Genomic DNA, 17446 nt, shown 5'->3' on the forward strand with positions numbered 1-17446 from the left:
AGGGGTGATCTCGCATTTCACGCATGACTCCTAACTTTGTATCGGTCACATCTTTTCGGTGGCACCGCGCCGCTCTTTGCGTGCACCATGGCCGGATCACATCGCTACAGGATCCGCCATGACCACCCTTCCCGGCATCGCCGACATCCACGCCGCCGCAGCCCGCCTCTCCGGCCTGATCGTCGAAACCCCCTTGATCGAATCGCAGGAGCTGAACAAGCGCTTCGGCGGCCGCGTCCTGTTCAAACCGGAGACGCTGCAGCGCACCGGCTCGTTCAAGTTCCGCGGCGCCTACAACAAGCTGTCGTCGCTGAGCGAGGCGGAACGCAGCCGGGGCGTCGTCGCCTTCTCCTCGGGCAATCATGCGCAAGGGGTCGCCGCTTCGGCCGCCATGTTCGGCGTCAAGGCGGTCATCGCCATGCCGGCGGACGCGCCGGCGATGAAGATCGGCAATGTCCGCAAGATGGGCGCGGAGGTGGTGCCCTTCGACCGCTTTCGCGATGACCGCATGACCGTGGTTCGCCCCTATATCGACAAGGGCATGGTGCTGGTGCCGCCCTTCGACGATCCTGCCATCATTGCCGGACAAGGCACGATCGGCCTTGAACTCATGCGGCAGGCCAAGGCGCTCGGCGTCAGCCTCGACGCCGTCTTGATCCCCTGCGGCGGCGGCGGCCTGTCGAGCGGCATTTCGGTCGCGGTGAAGGACGCCTCGCCAGGTACAGCGGTCTGGGCGGTCGAGCCCGAGCATTTCGACGATACGCGCCGCTCGCTCGCCGCCGACGCCCGGGTTTCCAACGAAGCCGGCTACAGCTCGATCTGCGACGCGATCCTGACGGCCGAGCCGGGGGTGATCACGTTCGAGATCAACCGCAAGAACCTCGCTGGCGCCATCGCCGTCTCCGACAAAGCGACGGCACAGGCGATGCGCGACGCCATGGCCTATCTGAAGCTGGTGGTCGAGCCGGGCGGCTGCGTGGCGCTGGCGGCGCTGTCATCGGGCGAGATCGAACTGTCGGGCAAGAATGTCGCCGTGGTGCTGTCCGGCGGCAATGTCGATTTCGGCACCTATGCCGGGATCATGGCGGCCGCCTGAGCGCTTTGTCCTCCGCGCCATGCCCGCTATCAGCGCATCTGCCGTACGGGAGATGCGGGCGATCGGACGCCGTTTTACGATCCGGCCGTCGTCATTGGTGATCATGGTTCGTTGGGACAGGTGACAGGATGAAAAAGACCTATGAAAAGCCACGGCTGATGAAGCGCGAGAAGCTCTCGGTCGTGACCGCGGTGACGTGCACGATCTCCCATCCATGCCCGTAGAATTTGCTCCAACGGCCCGCCCGCGTAACCCAGGTTGCGCGGCGGTGCCGCCAAGTTTTCCGGCGGGCTTCGTGCGAAGCGCCGGTCAGTCCAGCGTGCGCCTGAAGCGCAAAAGCGCGGTGCCCGCGAAGACCAGCACGAACACGGCCAGCCAGCCGATCTCGGTGGCGATGGCGTGGAAATCGGCGCCCTTCAGCATCACCGCGCGGGTGATGCGCAGGAAATGCGTCAGCGGGAAGATTTCGCCCAGCGCCTGGGCCCAGCCCGGCATGCCGCGATAGGGGAACATGAAGCCGGACAAGAGCAGGGACGGCAGGAAGAAAAAGAAGGTCAGCTGCATGGCCTGCATCTGCGAGCGGGCCATGGTCGAGATGGTGTAGCCGAGCAGCACCAGCGAGAGCACGAAGACAAGCACCGACGACAACAGAAGCGTCAGGCTGCCGACGAACGGGATGTCGAACAGGAGCTTCGCCGCCACCAGCACCACCGCGACCTGCACCGCGCCGACGACGAGGAAGGGCAGCACCTTGCCCAGCATGATCTCGGCCGGGCTGGACGGCATGGCGAGCAGGTTTTCCATCGTGCCGCGCTCGGTTTCGCGGGTCAGCGCCATGGCCGTCATCATCACCATGGTCATCTGCAGGATGACGCCGAGCAGGCCGGGCACGATGTTGTATTGCGAAATGCCTTCGGGATTGTAGCGCTGGTGCACCACCACCTGCAGCTGCTGCCTGGCATTCTCGGCGGCGGCCGCCTGCATGCCCTGGGCGCGCAGCAGCGCCTGGCTCGCCACCGTGCTCAGCGTGGAAATGGCGCCGCTCGCCGCCGACGGATCGGTCGCGTCCGCCTCGATCAGGATCTGCGGATTATCGCCGCGCTCGACACGTTTGGCGAAGTCGGCCGGGATGGTGACGACGAAGGAAACGTCGCCGCGCGCCATCAGGAATTCCGCCTCCTCGGCGCTCTGGGTGACATGGTCGAAACGATAGTAGCCCGTCACCTGCAGCGCCGAGACCATGGCGCGCGTATACTGGTCGTTGCTCATCGCCACCAGCGCCGTCGGCAAGCCCTTCGGATCGTTGTTGATGGCAAAGCCGAACAGCACCAGCTGCAGCAGCGGCACGCCGAGCATCATGGCGAAGGTGATGCGGTCGCGCCGCATCTGGATGAATTCCTTGATCAGCAGCGCGCCAAGCCTGGCGAAGGAGAAGACGCTGTTCATGCCATGTTGTCCTTCGACCCCGACATGAACTGGATGAAGACGTCCTCCAGGCTGGTTTCGCCCGGCGCGACCGTCACGCCCTCGTGCTCCTTCTCGACATCGGCAAGCGCTGCTTCGAGCTTCTTCCTGTCGGAACCGACGACATGCAGCGTCGCGCCGAAAGGCGCCACCTGGTCGACGCCGGGGCGGCCCTGCAGCTCTTCAGCCACCTTGGCCAGCCGCGGCCCCTGCACCACGAATGTCGTCAGCCCGGCATTCCTGACCACTTCGGCGACGGTGCCGGTGGCCAGCATCTTGCCGTAGGAGATGTAGCTGATGCGATGGCAGCGCTCGGCTTCGTCCATATAATGGGTGGAGACCAGCACGGTGAGCCCGCCGCTGGCGAGACGGTGGATCTCGTCCCAGAATTCGCGCCGCGCCTTCGGGTCGACACCGGCCGTCGGCTCATCGAGCAAAAGCAGTTTCGGCTTGTGCATGATGCAGGCGGCGAGTGCCAGCCGCTGCTTCCAGCCGCCGGACAGCGTGCCGGCCAGCTGGTTGCGGCGCGAGGTCAGGCCGAGTTCCTCCAGTGTCCTGGCGACGAATTCCTCGACCGGCTTCAGCCGGTAGAGCCGCGCCACGAACTCGAGGTTCTCGCCGATCGTCAGATCCTCGTAGAACGAGAATTTCTGCGTCATGTAGCCGACTTCGCGCTTGATCCTGAGCGACTCCGTGCGGATGTTGAAACCCAGCACCGTGCCTTCGCCTTCGTCCGGCGTCAGCAGGCCGCACATGATGCGGATGGTGGTGGTCTTGCCCGAACCATTGGGGCCGAGGAAGCCGACGATCTCGCCTTCGGCGACCGACATCGTCACATGGTCGACGACGGTCTTGTCGCCGAACCGCTTGACCAGGCCGTGAACGTCGATGGCGTTCATCTCGCCGTTTCCGCGAGATCGACGTCAACGATCTGGCCGGGCTGCAGCGGGCCGGCATCGCCCTCCGGCCGTGCCTCGACCAGATAGACCAGCTTCTGCCGGTTCTCGAGCGAATAGATCACCGGCGGGGTGAATTCGGGATCGGGCGAGACATAGCTGACGCGCGCCTTCACACCCGCGCCGCAGCCGTCGCAATGAACGTTGAGCAGGCTGCCGATCCTGACCGAGGAGAAGGCGGCCTCTGGTATGTAGACGCTGAGCTTCACCGCGCCGTCAGGCAGCATCGAGATGACCGGCGCGGTCGGGCCGGCCGTGTCGCCGGGATTGCGGATGACGTCGTTGACGCGGCCGGGCGAGGGCGCGGCCAGCGTGCGCTTGGACAGCCGCCACCGAGCCTGCTCCAGCGCTGCCTGCGCCTGCTTGACCTGATTGTCGGCGGCCTTGATCGTCTCGGGCCGGGCCGGCAGACCACCGACGGCGAGGTTGGCCTCGGCCTGGCCGACCTGGGCATTGGCGGTCTCCAGCGTCGCCGAGGCGGTGTCGTAATCGGCCTGGGTGCCGGTGCCGCGCTTGAACAGATCGGCGGCGCGGTCGTATTTGCGCTTCGCGTCGTCGGCCTGCGCCTTGGCCATGTCGACCTGCGCCTTGAGTGCAGCGATTTCTTCCGGCCGCTTGCCGACCTGCAAATCGGCGAGCTGCGCCTGGGCCTGGGCGAGGCTTGCCTCGGCCTGCGCCACCGCGATCTTGGCGTCGGCGCTTTCCAGCGTCACCACCGTCGTGCCCGGCGTGACGCGATCGCCGCGCTTCACGGCGACGGCCTCGACCTGCGCCACCTCGATCGGCGCCAGGAGCACATAGTCACCCTCGACATAGCCGACGGCCAGGGGAGAGGTAGGGGCACAGGCCCCGAAAAGCTGCGCGGCGAGCGGCAGCGAACACAGAAAGCTCATGGTCTTTGCCCCTTCATCCCTGCCGCTTCATCCTCGATCTTTCGGGCGGCCAGTATGGCGCTGAGGTTGTCCGTCGTGACCGCCACGACCTTGGCTGCCTCGGCCGCGCCGATATCGTGCCAGCCCATGCGGCGCATCACCGCTTCGCGGCCGATACGGAAATAGATGACCTGGCCGATCAGCGTGAACGCGGTGAGCCGGGTCCGCTCGCTTTCGGCCGGCTCGCCGGTAGCCTGCTCCCAGATCAGACACAGCCGGCGATGCGTCGGCTCGAACACGCCGTCATAGATGCGGTCGAGGGCTGCTGTCGGATGCGACAGTTCGCGCAGGACGAATTGAACGATCTCGCCGGCCTGCGGCTGCGCCACGATGAAGCCGACCATCCGCTCCAGCGCCCCGAAGAGCAGCAAACGCGCGGCCTCCGGATCGTTTGCCGCCGCGGCCTGGGCGCTGCCCAGTGCCTGGCCGGCAACCGTCTGGATGGTTTCGACGATATAGTCGGCGGCGGCGGCGCGAAGGCCTTCCTTGCCGCCGAAATGATAGGCGATCGAGCCGATATTGGCCTGCGCCTCCGCCGCGATCTCACGGGTCGAGGTACCGTCGAAACCCTGCCGGCCGAAGAGTTTCAGCGCCGCCCGCACGAGTGCGGTGCGCGTCAGATCCGCCGGAGAGGTTTCGCGGCGCGGATTTTTGGCGTCGGGAACTTTGATCATGGCAAGACTTTAATCAATCGATTGATTAAAGTCAACTTGTGTTCGGAGTTGTCTTGCCATCGCCCGCAGCAAACGCTTAAGTGCGCGGCCATGGGCAAGGAAGTCGAGCGCAAGTTCCTGGTCTCCAGCATCGCATGGCGGGAGTTGGTCGAGGCGGATATCCGCATTCTCCAGTTCTATCTCGCCACGGCGCCTGGGCGGACCGTGCGCATTCGCATCAGCGACGGCGCTTCCGCCAAGCTGACGCTCAAATTCGGCAGCGGGGCGCGCGAGCGCGACGAGTTCGAATATCCAATCCCGCTCGCCGATGCCGTCGAGATGCTGGACTTCGCCATCGGACGTGTCATCGAGAAGACACGTCACCATGTTAGGCACCGCGGCTATCTCTATGAAGTCGACGTCTTTGGCGGTGCACTCGCGGGACTTGTGGTGGCCGAACTCGAGACGCCGGAAGACGTGCCGGACGAAATGCTGCCTGACTGGCTCGGCCGTGAAGTCACCGGCGAGCAGAAATTCTACAACGCGTCGCTCGCCCTCGGGGGGATACCGGAGATCGCCGCATGAGCTTTCGTATCGACCCGCGCCTGCCGCTGACCGGCGAGGTCAGGCGCATCCTCGCCGAGGAAATTGGCAAGGCGCTCCTGCATCTGGATACGGCGCGCAGCCGGCCTGAGCAGGGACTGCATAAATGCCGCAAGCGGCTGAAGAGCGCTCGTGCCTTGCTGCGCCTGGTTCATTCCGGCGACGAAACATTCTGCACGACAGAGAACCAGTGCTATCGCAACGTCGCGGCGCTGCTTGCCGGCCCGCGCGAGGCGACGGCGCTGATCGAGACCATCGACCGGCTGGCGGCAGCTTTCCCGAAGGAGAGCGCCGATGGCGGGCTCGATGCCGTACGTGACCGGCTGATCGCCCGCCAGCACGATCTCCACGAAGGCGCCGGCCTCGAAGCTGCGATCGGCGCGGCGACCGCGGCCTGCCAAGACGGTATGAAGCGGATCGAAAGCCTCGACTTGCCCGACCAGCCGGAACAGGCGGCCGACGTGCTTGCCGAAGGCGCCCGGGTCACGCTGCGCCGTGCCAGGAAGGCGCTCGACAAGGCTGACTCGCGCGGCGAGGCCGACGATTTCCACGATTTGCGCAAGGCGGCCAAGACGCATGGCATGCACCTCTCGCTGCTGGGCAGGCTCTGGCCGACGCCGATCAAGGCGCGGCGCAAGGCGGTCGATGCACTGGGCGAGCGGCTCGGCGAACTGCATGATCTGTTCGTCTTGCGCGCGCTGCTCGAGGCCGACGACGAGCCGCTTGGCCCGCCCGAGGACACGAAACTTCTTGGCAAGCTCATGAAGCGCTCGGAGAAGAGTCTGAGAAAGTCATGTCTTGCCGAGGCGGCCGAACTGTTCGGCGACAGCCCCAAGCATTCGACGAAGAAGCTGGCCCGCAAGGCGCGCGATGATCTGGCCAGTCCGGCGCCGCGCGACGAGACGAGCGCTTCCGCCGGCTGACGAAGCGCCGGCACGCTGGCACTTCCCCGCCGGCGTGTGCTAGTCACGCTCCATCATGACCGAGCCCGGCGACACGCTCCTGGACCGACTTGGCCGCTGGCTCGCCGGCCGGTTGCAGGAAGAGTCCTCCGGCTATGAACCCTACACGCCGTCGGACCCTGAAACGCTGCGCCGCACGCTGGAACCCGGCGACATCCTGCTGATCGAGGGCAACCAGAAGATCTCGGCGGCGATCAAGTACCTCACCCAGTCGACATGGTCGCACGCGGCCTTCTATGTCGGCGACGCGCTGGCCGAACCGGGGGACGGAACAGAGCGGCGGCGGCTGATCGAGGTCACGCTCGGCGAAGGCTGCGTGGCGGTACCCTTGTCGCGCTACCGCACCTACAACACCCGCATCTGCCGGGCGAGCGGGCTGACACCGGAGGACCGCGACACGGTCGTCGCCTTCATGATCGGCAAGCTTGGCCTGAAATACGACCTCAAGAACATTTTCGACATGCTGCGCTATTTCCTGCCGACGCCGCCGGTGCCGGTGCGCTGGCGCCGGCGCATGCTGGCCTTCGGCTCCGGCGACCCGACCCGGGCCATCTGCTCCTCGCTCATCGCCGAGGCCTATGGCCGGATCCACTACCCGATCCTGCCCGAGATCACCCGTGCGCCGGGCCGCGCCTCGGCGCAGTCGAGCTATATGCGCAAGGAAATCCTGCACATTCGCCACCACTCGCTCTACACGCCGCGCGACTTCGACCTGTCGCCGTTTTTCCGCATCGTCAAACCGACGCTGGAATATGGTTTCGACTACCGGGAAATGGTCTGGGACGACAAGGCCGCCAGTGCGGAGACGAAAGCCGCCGAATAATGCATGTTTGGCAGTCCTTTCAAGCTGGAAGCGGGCGCCGTCCTTTTGCGGCGGGCTGCTCAGGCGTCCGCGCGCCGGCATCGCGCGGGTGCGGGCCGATCGGCATGATCGCGGGAAACGGCGTCGCTCCAAAGGCAAACGTCCATTTGTAGCCGGTGAGCCCGTCCTCGGGCGTCGTATGCTGGTCGTGGTGAGCCAGCAATTTGGCGCGCTCGGCAAGGTCCTCCGCTTCGCGCCGCACCATCTCGGCCGTCTCCGGCCGCATCCGCCTGGAGAAGCTGACGAAGGTCGCCTCCTTCTCGATATGGGTGATGGCCCAGTCGATGAAATTCTTGTTGGTCATCTCGAACAGCGGCCTGAGCGGCCCTTCGAAATTCCACTGGATCGGCGTCTCGACCAGCAATCTTGCCGTGAGGCCCCGGCCGAGCGCGATCAGGCCGAGTTCTTCCAGGTCGCGCAGATAGAGGAACATCGAGGCCTCGCTCAGGCCTTGCGAGCGCATGATGCCGTCAGGCGTGAACTTTTCCGACAGCATGACGAAGACGAACAGCAGCGCCGGCCGCCCGGCGAGCCGGCGCTCGATCTCGGGCGCGATGTGGTTGACCGGGCCCGGCCCCCGGTTCATCGAGCCAAGCACGTTTTCCAACTCGACGCCGGCTGCGGCGCAGATCTCGACCAGCCGGTCGAGCTTGCAGTTGCGCTCGTGGAAGATGCGCTTCACCGTCGGCTCGGAAACGCCCATGCGTTCGGCCAGCTCGCGATAGGTGACGCCCTTCGCCTTCAGTGTCCGCTTCAGCGCCTCGAAGATCAGACCGTTCATGGGATGCACCTCTTGCCGGCAATTTCGTATCGACTTTCGATACTAACGGTAATCAGGCTTTTCGAAAAGTATCGGAAATCCTAGCTCACCGCCTGTCAGCACAGGAGAACAGCCATGAAACACTTAATCATCTCAGCCTTGGTCGCCACCATCGGCATCGCAGCCGCACCAGCGGTCCAGGCCGGCGAACTCTGGCGCGCAACGGGCCTCGAACAACCGGAATCGGCACTGTTCGACGCCGCCAACAACCGCATCATCGTCTCCAATATCGTGGGTAACCCGGGCGATGCCGACGGCAACGGCTATCTCAGCGTGCTGTCCCTGGACGGCAAGATCGTCACCCAGCACTGGACCGAAGGCATGGACGCGCCCAAGGGCATGGCGATATCGGGCGGCAAGCTCTATGTCGCCGACATCACCAAGGTCCGCGTCGTCGATCTCGCCAGCGGCAGGCTGATCGCCAGCATCGTGGTGCCGAATGCCGTCTTCCTCAACGACATGACTGCGGACCACACAGGCAAGGTCTATGTCAGCGACATGCTGGCCGACACGATCTACCGCATCGACGGCGACAGGCCGGAGCTGTTCGTCAGGGATGCGATGCTGGCTTCGCCCAATGGCGTCTTCGCCGATGGCGACCGGCTGATCGTTGGCTCCTGGGGCAAGGGCATCAAGCCCGACTTCAGCACGGCGGAGCCGGGCGGGCTGCTGTCGGTCGACCTCGCCAGCAAGGTGGTTTCGCCGCTGCCCGGCGCGCAGAAATTCGCCGACCTCGACGGCGTCATCGCCATTGGCGACACCATCTACGCCACCGCCTACATGACCGGCACGCTTTACCGCTACAAGGCCGGCGGAACTCCGGAAGCGGTGGCGCACTTCAAGCCGGGCAGCGCCGACATCGGCACCGACGGCAAGTCGATCCTCTATGTGCCGCTGATGAACGAGGGGGAGGTCGCAGCGCTGAAGCTCGATTGAGAAACGGTGCCTCGGGGCCGAACCGCGACCTTCGCTAACAGCCGTCGATGGACCCGTGGTAGGAAAGGTCCATCGACGGCGATGGAGGTTGCCATGGAAGACTTTGCCATGGAAGACGGGGACATCCGGGCGGCCCTGGATCGCCACTGGGCGGCCTCCGACGCAGGTGACTTCGAGGCGGAACACCAGATCTACCGGGAGGACGCGGTGCTCGACTATCCGCAATCGGGCGAGCGCATCCGCGGACGGCGCAACATCCAGTCCTCCCGCGCCGCGCAACCGAACCGCAAACGCTTCACCGTGCGGCGGATCACCGGCAAGGATGACCTCTGGGTCACCGAATATGTCCTGACCTATGATGGGCGGCCATCCTACACCGTCAGCATCATGGAGTTCCTGGACGGCAAGGTGGCCCGCGAGACCCAGTATTTCAGCGATCCATTCGAACCGGGAGCCTCGCGGGCACAATGGGCCGAGCGGATATTGTGAGCCATGGGGAAAATCATCCGCCGATCGCCCGCGCGGAGCTGCCGAACGAGACCGTCGCTCTCGCCCGCTTCCTGATCGGCAAGCTGGTGATGCGGGCGTTGCCCGAAGGCATTGTCGGCGGCCGCATCGTCGAGACCGAGGCCTATGTCGTCGGCGACGCCGCCGGGCATGGTTTCAGGGGAATGACCCCGCGCAACCGTTCGCTGTTTCTCGAGCGAGGCCACGCCTACGTCTATCTCGCCTATGGCACCTCCATGATGCTGAACGTCTCGAGCGAGGGGCAGGGGATCGGCACCGGTGTCCTGATCCGGGCACTGGAACCACTCGAAGGCATCGCGATCATGCGGCGGAACCGTGGCGTGGAGCGCTTGCGTGACCTGGCGCGCGGGCCGGGAAGGCTGGCCTCGGCGCTGCGGATCGATCGTTCGCTCGACGGGCTCGACCTCTGCCGGAAAGGGCTTTTATGGCTCGCAGGCGATGCCCAGGACCCCGGCGAGATCGGGCAAGGCATCAGGATCGGCATTTCGAAGGATGCCGACCGACCACTGCGATTCTATCTCAGGGGCAGCCCGTTCGTCAGCGGTCCGAGATCGCTCAACCGATGAGACGCCGGTCAGCCGCCCTCCTTCGTTGAAAGGAAGCTGGACGCGAAGGAGCCGCGCCTCACTTCCCCGCCAGTTGCGCCCGCGCGTCGCGGATCGAGGCGGCATAGGTCACCAGCGGCCGCCTGATGCCGGCGGTGCGGCGGGCTTGAGGCGCACGCCCCTGCCGCCGCGCTCGCTGGCCTGGTTCTCGCCGATCAGTTCCACCCCGGCCTCGTCGAGCGCCTGGATGACCTTCATCAGCGTATCGACCACGCCCCGGACCACGCCATCGCTCGCTTCCATGCGCTGGATGGTTGGAAGCGAAACGCCCGCGCGCTCGGCGAGCGTCTTCTGATCGATGCCGGCCAAGGCCCTTGCGGCACGCATCTGCGCGGCAGTGATCATCGGCCGCAACCCATGTCTGCGTCCGCGGAAATGACGCATGATGTTTCAAGCATCAGCATCAATCCTTGTGACTCAAGCACCGTCGCCTGATCGTCCATTTTCGATACTTTCCGAGGATTGCAAGCTAGGATGTTGTCCATCTGAGGCAGGGGGTAACGCGGTTGAACATTTTCAAGACTTTGGTGACATCGGCATGCTTGCTGTCAATGGTTCTGGCGCTCGCAGGCTGTGGTGGACACCTGATCAACAGATTGATCTGAGGGCAAGCCCGGGCGGTGTGGCCAGGCGCCATCAGGTGTCGTCGCTCACCACCTTGCGCCGCTGCAGGATCCGCGCCACCAACCAGCATAGCATCGCCCAGGCGAAGCCCGCACACCAGCCTGCCAACACATCCGACGGCCAGTGGACGCCGAGATAGATGCGGCTGACGCCGACCAGCACCGTCGTCAGCACGGCGAGGGACAGGACGTATATCTTCGTCGCCCGGCCATGCAGGAAGCGCGCCGCGAGCGAACCGAGCGTGAGATAGGTCACCGCCGACAGCATGGCGTGGCCACTCGGGAAGGAAAGCGACGTCTCGCTGACCAGATGCGAGACGAGCTCGGGCCGCGGCCGATCGACGCCGACCTTCAGCAGGCTCGACAGAACCTGGCCGCCCGCCACGGCGACAAAGATGAGCAGCGCGGTCCCAGGCCTGCGGATCAACAGCAGATAGATGATCGTTGCCGTCGTGATCAGCACCAGCACGCTGGCGCTGCCGAGGCTGGTGATGTCGCGCATCGCCCCCTCCAGCCATAGCGGGCCGATTGGGATACCGGGTTGGCCCGTCTGACGGAAGGCAAGCAGGATTTCGGTGTCGAAGGCGTGTGGCGTGGTGGCGCGCGCCACCTCCATCAACTCCTCGAAGCCCCAAAGCCCGCCGGCGATGACAAGGCCGGCCAGCAGGACCGGGAATTCGATCCGGTTAAGCAGGGTGCTTGCAGGGTCTTTCATCGGATTGGTACCGCAGCCTTCATTCGGTCATCGTCCCTGCAGATAGGGCCCGAGCGTGATCAGCGCCACGGCCGCGATCGCCAGCACGATGCCGGCGGCCTGCAGCGCGTTGACGCGCTCGCCGAAGAACACCAGCGCGACGACATTGACCGAGACCAGCTGAATGACGGCCGAGAGGCTGAAGGACACCGACATGCCGAACTCACGGATCAGCCGCAGCATGATCAAATTGCCCAGCGAATAGAGTGCCAGCGTCAGCAGGATCTTGCCGAGGCTCGGCGCCAGTCCCCATTGCTTGGCGGCGGTCGCCGCCAGAAGGAAGATCACCGTTGAAAAGCCAAGCTGCAGCAGTCCCGAAAAACTCAACGTCCGTCCCCTTAGAAGCGGCTGCCGCCGCGTGTGCCGCGGACCTTGTTTCCCAAGCGCCCCAAGACGTCAAGCGACCTCGTTCCAACTAAGGTCTTGGCAAGGGCAAGACTGAGGCTCAATGTGCCAATGTCGCCCAGCTGTCGATGGGGAGGGGGCGGTCAGGGGCTTATGATTCGTATTCTGCAGAATTTGGCGCGGCGCTGGAGCGAGCTTTCGCTTGCCCTGCAATTCCTCGTTGCCGGCGGCTTTGGCCTCCTGGCCGTCATGCTCGTGGTCGGCACCTGGGTAACGACGCAGATCCGGGACGGCGTCATGCGCAATTCGGCCGCCACGACAGCGCTCTATGTCGACAGCGTGATCGCGCCGCTGCTGCCGGACCTGCGCAAGAGCGAAGAGCTCAGCGAGGCCGTCAAGCAGGCGCTCGACGAGACGCTTGGCCAGGGTGCGCTCGGCAAACGCCTGGTTTCGTTCAGGCTCTGGCGGCGCGACGGCACGGTGCTCTATGCGAAGGACGCGGCCTTGATCGGCCGCCGCTTCAATCTGACCGACAATCTGCTGTCCGCTTTCCAGGGCAACGTCACCGCCCAATTCGATACGTTCGACGAAGACGAAAGGAAGGAACAGGCTGTCGGCGTGCCCTTGCTGGAGATCTACAATCCCGTGCGCGAACCCTGGTCCGGCAATGTGGTGGCCGTCACCGAATTCTTCGAGGTCGCCAGCGATTTCAAGGCCACGCTGGCTTCCGCGCTGCTGTCGAGCTGGCTGGTCGTTGCCGGCACCACCTTGACGGCTTTTCTGCTGCTGTCGGGCATCGTCCTGCGGGCCAGCCGCACCATCGACGATCAGCGCGGCGCGCTGCGCCACCAGGTGTCGGAACTGCAGGACCTGGTGACGCAAAACAGCGCCTTGCGGCAGCGTGTGCAGCGGGCGTCCCGCCGCGCCACCGCACTCAACGAAAGATATCTGCGCCGGATCGGCGCCGACCTTCATGACGGACCGGCGCAACTCGTGGCGCTGGCGGCTTTGCGCATGGACAGCCCGGTATTTTCGGACGACGGCCATTCGACCGAGAGCCGTTCGACCGAGGTCGCGATGATCCGCAAGACGCTGGAGGATGCCATGCGCGAAATACGCGGTATCTGCACCGGCCTTGTGCTGCCGCAGATAGAGACGGCCGCCGCCAAGGAGATATTACGGCTGGCCGTCGACGAACATGAGCGCCGGACGGGAACCTCGGTGAGGCTTACCGTGCCCAAGCATTTGCCCGAACCCGGCGCCTCGGAGAAGATCAGCATCTATCGTTTCGTGCAGGAAGGGCTGAACAATGCGTATCGCCACGGACGGGCCAAGGATCAGACAGTGCGTGCCGGGATGAAGAATGGCCGGCTTTTTGTTGAAGTGTCGGATAGCGGGCCGGGCTTCGACCCGGCGCGGGTCGAGGGGCTGGGGCTGGCCGGCCTGCGGGAGAGGGTCGAAAGCATTGGCGGCCAGTTCCAGACCTTGACCGGAGCACAAGGCACGCGATTGGTAATCAGTCTATCGGTTGAGGAGCAAGCATGATTGGCGCCATTCGAATCGCTATTGTCGATGATCATCCGCTGTTTCGCGAAGGCGTGACGCGCAGCCTGTCGGAGATCGGAGGCTTCGAGATCGTCGGCGAAGGTGCGACGGCGCAGGATGCCGAACGCATCGCCTCGACGGTCCAGCCCGACATATTGCTGCTCGACATCTCCATGCCGGGCGGCGGCCTGGCCGCGGTTACAAGCATCCTTGCCGACCACCCCGCCCAGAAGATCGTCATGCTGACCGTTTCGGAGGCCAATGCCGACGTCACCAAGGCCCTGAATGCGGGGGTGCACGGCTATATCCTCAAGGGTGTCGGATCGCGAGCACTCGCCGACATCCTGCGCAGCGTCACGGCCGGCGAGAGCTATCTTTCGCCGACGCTGTCGGCGCGGCTGCTGTCCGATCTCCAGTCCCCGCAGCCTGCCAATGGCGAGGCGGACCGGCTGCGGCAACTGACCGGGCGACAGACGGAAATCCTGCGGTTGGTGGCGGAGGGGCTCAGCAACAAGGAGGTTGCCTTGCGCCTGGAGTTGCAGGAGAAGACGGTCAAGCACCACATGACCGGGGTGCTGTCGAAACTCAACGTGCGAAACCGCACCGAGGCGGCCCTCATGATGCGCGAGTTGCGCGACCGAGACAGGAACCGCGCGTAGGCCATCGCGGAACCGCTCTAACTATTTGTTTTTACGCAATTCCCAAGGGCAAGCGCTGCGCGCTTGTCCCGGGAAAACCGTTACACACTTTTCCTGGAATTGCTCTAAAGCCAGACAGAACGAGGTCACCTCCGCCGGGGGCGGCGGAGGTGACGTGTGAAGCTGGTCGTTGCCTGTTGACCGGCCTCACAAGGCCTTGAGACGCCTGACATCGGCGGGCGTGGCCCGACGGTCGATGATCGTGCGGCCGAGCGCGTCTCGCATCCTGAAACGACCGTTCTCGACCTTTTCCGTCATGCCGTTGGGGTGCTCGACCGAGATCTTGCTGCCGTCCACGCTGACCTTGTCGCCGGTCGTGGCGTTGACATGGCTGGTGCCCGTGCTGCTCTGGCTGGCGCCCGATCCCGAGTTGCCGCCACCGTCATCACCGCCATCTGTTCCGGAATTGCCGCCGTTTCCATTTCCGTTGCCGCTATTGCCGCCGCTGTTGCCGCTAGTGCCGCCGTTTCCATTCCCGTTGCCGCTATTGCCACCGCCGCTGTTGCCGCTGCTTCCATTTCCGTTGCCGCTATTGCCGCCGCCGCTGCTGCCGCCGCTTCCATTTCCGTTGCCGCTGTTGCCACCGCCGTTGCTGCCACCGTTACCGTTGCCGTTGCCGTTGTTGCCACCGCCATTGCCGCCCTTGGCGGCCTGTGCGGTGGCGGCATCGATTCCGGGGGCGGAGCCGTTCAGGGCGATTCGATAGGGAGCAATGGTCAACGGCAAAGCCGCCGCAGTGACGAGCGCCAGCCGGCAACAACGGGCCGTGATCGATCCGTTCATCCTGATCTCCGTCGATTGAGCCGGCGCGCCCACCCCAACGTTGCAACCAGCAACATCGCCGAAAGATGTATTGACCGGAAGCGACCTCCGACCGTTGCGTTTGTCCCCCAGGACCTTTGGAAGCGCAAGGTTGGACCAAAGTCCGAGGTCATGGATGACAACTGCCTCGCTCGGAGCGGTGGAACAGGTATGATGTCACGAAAATGTGATCAGCCGGCTGTAGGGGTCGAAAGCGACAAAAGCTCCAGCCACTCCAAAGCCAGAGGCCCTCATGACCGAACATCGCTCCCCCGACGCCAGATTCCGCACCAGCCTGCTCGAGGAAAACGAAGGACCGGCCATCAACCCGACCGACAACCGCACCATGGGCGAGATCATCGCCGCGCGGTTCTCGCGCCGGGGGTTCCTCAAGGGATCGCTCGCCGTCTCGGCGATCGCCGCCACGGTCGGCCCGCTGGCCATGATCGCCGCGGACGATGCCCGCGCCGCGGAAGGCTCGGCCTTCAAGTTCGACGAGCTCGAGGCCGGCATCGACGACAAGCATCATGTCGCGCCGGGCTATGACGCCGACGTGCTGTTGCGCTGGGGCGATCCGCTGTTTGCCGATTCGCCGGAATTCGACCCGACGAAGCAGTCGGCCGAGGCGCAGGCCAGACAGTTCGGCTACAATAACGACTATGTCGGCTATATCCCGATCGACGGCTCGGCCGAGCACGGCATGCTGGTGGTCAACCACGAATACACCAACCCGCATCTGATGTTCCCGGGCATCGTTTCGATCGTCGAGAAGGACGGGAAGAAGAAGGCCGAGGTCGCTCCGCTCTCGAAGGAGCAGGTCGATGTCGAAATGGCGGCGCATGGCGGCACCATCGTCGAGATCCGCAAGGACGGCGGCAAATGGCAAGTGGTGCGCGACGGCAAGCTCAACCGCCGCATCACCTCCACCACAGAGATGGCGCTGTCCGGCCCGGTCGCCGGCCATGACCGCGTCAAGACCAATGCCGACGCGTCCGGTACCAAGGTGTTCGGCACCATCAACAATTGCGCCGGCGGCGTCACGCCGTGGGGCACCTATGTGATGGCCGAGGAAAACATCCATGGCTATTTCTCCGGCGAACTGCCCGAGGGTCACAAGGAAGCCGCCAACTACAAGCGGCTCGGCATTCCCGAAGGCGCCTATGAATGGGGCGCGCATTACGACCGCTTCAACCTAGCCAAGGAGCCCAACGAACCCAATCGCTTCGGCTGGATCGTCGAGGTCGACGTCAACGACCCGACCTCGACCCCGCGGAAGCGCACCGCCATGGGCCGCTTCAAGCATGAGGGCGCCGAATCGATCGTTGCCAAGGACGGCCGCGTCGTCTTCTATCTCGGTGACGACGAGCGCTTCGACTATGTCTACAAGTTCGTCACCAAGGGCGCCTTCAACGCCAACGACCATGCCGCCAACAAGGACCTGCTCGACGACGGCACGCTGCATGTCGCCAAATTCGCCGAGGACGGCACGGTCGACTGGCTGCCGATCGTCTTTGGGCAGGGCCCGCTGACGGCCGAGAACGGCTTCGCCAGCCAGGCCGACGTGCTGATCGAGACACGGCGTGCCGCCGATCTGCTCGGCGCCACCAAGATGGACCGGCCCGAGGACATCCAGCCCAATGGCGTCAACGGCAAGGTCTATGTGATGCTGACCAACAATTCCAAGCGCAAGGCCGACCAGGTCGATGCCGCCAACCCGCGCGCCGAAAACGCCTTCGGCCACATCATCGAGATCACCGAGACCGACGGCGATTTCACGGCCGCCAAGGGCAAATGGGAAGTGCTGCTGAAATGCGGCGATCCCTCCGTCGCGGATGTGGGCGCCACCTTCTCGACGGCGACGACGGCCAATGGCTGGTTCGGCATGCCCGACAATTGCGCGGTCGATTCGGCCGGGCGCCTGTGGGTCGCCACCGACGGCCAGGGCCCGAAAGCCACCGGGCGCACTGACGGCCTGTGGGCGGTCGACACGGAAGGTGCCGCGCGGGCGACCTCGAAACTGTTCTTCCGCGTGCCGATCGGCGCCGAAATGTGCGGCCCGCTGTTTGCGCCCGACGACCAGACCGCCTTTGTCGCCGTCCAGCATCCGGGCGATGGCGGCGAGGATTGGGAAGGCTTTGGCCGCCCGTCCTACTACGAGGATCCGTCGACGCGCTGGCCCGACTTCAAGCCCGACATGCCGGTGCGGCCAGCGGTCGTCGCCATCACCAGGCAGGGTGGCGGCAAGATCGCGGTCTGATCTCGG

The 17446-nt window shown here is 64.8% G+C and carries 19 protein-coding genes; 10 read left to right on the forward strand and 9 right to left on the reverse strand.

All coding sequences use genetic code 11. The features are described from left to right. The first annotated feature begins 118 nt into the window (after window positions 1-118). Window positions 119-1096 (forward strand): threonine/serine dehydratase, encoded by a 978-nt coding sequence (locus FJ977_RS10475; protein ID WP_140771040.1) that lies wholly within the window; start codon window positions 119-121, stop codon window positions 1094-1096. A 309-nt stretch (window positions 1097-1405) separates the two neighbouring features. On the opposite strand, the gene FJ977_RS10480 is transcribed toward FJ977_RS10475, so the two are convergent. From FJ977_RS10480 to FJ977_RS10495, 4 genes are read right to left on the reverse strand one after another with little or no spacing between them, the layout of a single operon-like run. After that, window positions 1406-2542 (reverse strand): ABC transporter permease, encoded by a 1137-nt coding sequence (locus tag FJ977_RS10480; protein WP_140771042.1) that lies wholly within the window; start codon window positions 2540-2542, stop codon window positions 1406-1408. Continuing rightward, window positions 2539-3459 carry an ABC transporter ATP-binding protein gene (locus FJ977_RS10485; RefSeq protein ID WP_140771044.1) on the reverse strand — a complete coding sequence of 307 codons (921 nt, stop codon included), beginning with the start codon at window positions 3457-3459 and terminating at the stop codon, window positions 2539-2541. The genes FJ977_RS10480 and FJ977_RS10485 overlap by 4 nt, the downstream gene beginning before the upstream one ends. Continuing rightward, a complete protein-coding gene (locus FJ977_RS10490) occupies window positions 3456-4409 on the reverse strand; it encodes an HlyD family efflux transporter periplasmic adaptor subunit (RefSeq protein WP_140771046.1) in 954 nt (317 codons plus the stop codon). Before FJ977_RS10490 ends, FJ977_RS10485 begins: the two co-directional genes overlap by 4 nt. Beyond that, window positions 4406-5122 (reverse strand): DUF1956 domain-containing protein, encoded by a 717-nt coding sequence (locus tag FJ977_RS10495; RefSeq protein ID WP_140771048.1) that lies wholly within the window; start codon window positions 5120-5122, stop codon window positions 4406-4408. Before FJ977_RS10495 ends, FJ977_RS10490 begins: the two co-directional genes overlap by 4 nt. A 90-nt stretch (window positions 5123-5212) precedes the next feature. Between FJ977_RS10495 and FJ977_RS10500 the strand changes: the two genes are divergently transcribed. Genes FJ977_RS10500 through FJ977_RS10510 form a run of 3 tightly spaced genes read left to right on the forward strand, consistent with a single transcriptional unit; the run spans window position 5213 to window position 7489 of the window. Then, on the forward strand, window positions 5213-5686 hold the full coding sequence (locus FJ977_RS10500) for a CYTH domain-containing protein (protein ID WP_140771049.1): 474 nt from the start codon (window positions 5213-5215) through the stop codon (window positions 5684-5686). After that, window positions 5683-6627 (forward strand): CHAD domain-containing protein, encoded by a 945-nt coding sequence (locus tag FJ977_RS10505; protein ID WP_140771051.1) that lies wholly within the window; start codon window positions 5683-5685, stop codon window positions 6625-6627. The genes FJ977_RS10500 and FJ977_RS10505 overlap by 4 nt, the downstream gene beginning before the upstream one ends. A gap of 55 nt (window positions 6628-6682) precedes the next feature. Next, window positions 6683-7489 (forward strand): YiiX/YebB-like N1pC/P60 family cysteine hydrolase, encoded by an 807-nt coding sequence (locus tag FJ977_RS10510; protein WP_140771053.1) that lies wholly within the window; start codon window positions 6683-6685, stop codon window positions 7487-7489. A 19-nt stretch (window positions 7490-7508) separates the two neighbouring features. Here the strand turns inward: FJ977_RS10510 and FJ977_RS10515 are convergent, their stop codons facing one another. Beyond that, the gene (locus FJ977_RS10515) at window positions 7509-8309 is read right to left on the reverse strand and encodes a helix-turn-helix transcriptional regulator (protein WP_140771055.1); all 801 of its coding nucleotides are present in this window, start codon (window positions 8307-8309) and stop codon (window positions 7509-7511) included. Window positions 8310-8423: 114 nt separating this feature from the next. On the opposite strand from FJ977_RS10515, the gene FJ977_RS10520 reads away from it, so the two are divergent. From FJ977_RS10520 to FJ977_RS10530, 3 genes are all read left to right on the forward strand, one after another. Beyond that, on the forward strand, window positions 8424-9284 hold the full coding sequence (locus tag FJ977_RS10520; protein ID WP_140771057.1) for an ATP/GTP-binding protein: 861 nt from the start codon (window positions 8424-8426) through the stop codon (window positions 9282-9284). A 108-nt stretch (window positions 9285-9392) separates the two neighbouring features. Next, window positions 9393-9773 (forward strand): nuclear transport factor 2 family protein, encoded by a 381-nt coding sequence (locus FJ977_RS10525; RefSeq protein ID WP_140771403.1) that lies wholly within the window; start codon window positions 9393-9395, stop codon window positions 9771-9773. Continuing rightward, window positions 9752-10378: a DNA-3-methyladenine glycosylase gene (locus tag FJ977_RS10530; RefSeq protein ID WP_140771059.1), complete on the forward strand. Its 627-nt coding sequence runs from the start codon at window positions 9752-9754 to the stop codon at window positions 10376-10378. The genes FJ977_RS10525 and FJ977_RS10530 overlap by 22 nt, the downstream gene beginning before the upstream one ends. 108 nt (window positions 10379-10486) lie before the next feature. Here the strand turns inward: FJ977_RS10530 and FJ977_RS10535 are convergent, their stop codons facing one another. The 3 genes from FJ977_RS10535 to FJ977_RS10545 all read right to left on the reverse strand — a co-directional run bounded on the left by FJ977_RS10535 (window position 10487) and on the right by FJ977_RS10545 (window position 12121). After that, window positions 10487-10762 (reverse strand): helix-turn-helix transcriptional regulator, encoded by a 276-nt coding sequence (locus tag FJ977_RS10535; protein WP_140771061.1) that lies wholly within the window; start codon window positions 10760-10762, stop codon window positions 10487-10489. Window positions 10763-11053: 291 nt separating this feature from the next. Further along, complete coding sequence (locus FJ977_RS10540) at window positions 11054-11755, reverse strand: phosphatase PAP2 family protein (RefSeq protein WP_140771063.1); 702 nt, start codon at window positions 11753-11755, stop codon at window positions 11054-11056. Between the two features lie 27 nt (window positions 11756-11782). Further along, entirely contained in the window at window positions 11783-12121 is a 339-nt protein-coding gene (locus tag FJ977_RS10545; RefSeq protein WP_140771065.1) for a hypothetical protein, read from the reverse strand. Between the two features lie 171 nt (window positions 12122-12292). Here FJ977_RS10545 and FJ977_RS10550 point away from each other — a divergent pair, with 171 nt between their 5' ends. Together FJ977_RS10550 and FJ977_RS10555 are read left to right on the forward strand one after the other, a co-directional pair. Further along, window positions 12293-13684 (forward strand): sensor histidine kinase, encoded by a 1392-nt coding sequence (locus FJ977_RS10550; protein WP_140771067.1) that lies wholly within the window; start codon window positions 12293-12295, stop codon window positions 13682-13684. Further along, the gene (locus FJ977_RS10555) at window positions 13681-14343 is read left to right on the forward strand and encodes a response regulator transcription factor (RefSeq protein WP_140771069.1); all 663 of its coding nucleotides are present in this window, start codon (window positions 13681-13683) and stop codon (window positions 14341-14343) included. Before FJ977_RS10550 ends, FJ977_RS10555 begins: the two co-directional genes overlap by 4 nt. Before the next feature lie 186 nt (window positions 14344-14529). On the opposite strand, the gene FJ977_RS10560 is transcribed toward FJ977_RS10555, so the two are convergent. Next, the gene (locus FJ977_RS10560) at window positions 14530-15165 is read right to left on the reverse strand and encodes a hypothetical protein (protein ID WP_140771071.1); all 636 of its coding nucleotides are present in this window, start codon (window positions 15163-15165) and stop codon (window positions 14530-14532) included. A gap of 271 nt (window positions 15166-15436) precedes the next feature. On the opposite strand from FJ977_RS10560, the gene FJ977_RS10565 reads away from it, so the two are divergent. Next, on the forward strand, window positions 15437-17440 hold the full coding sequence (locus tag FJ977_RS10565) for a PhoX family phosphatase (RefSeq protein ID WP_140771073.1): 2004 nt from the start codon (window positions 15437-15439) through the stop codon (window positions 17438-17440). The last annotated feature ends 6 nt before the right edge of the window (window positions 17441-17446 follow it).

Source organism: Mesorhizobium sp. B2-1-3A (assembly GCF_006442655.1).
Lineage (GTDB): Bacteria > Pseudomonadota > Alphaproteobacteria > Rhizobiales > Rhizobiaceae > Mesorhizobium.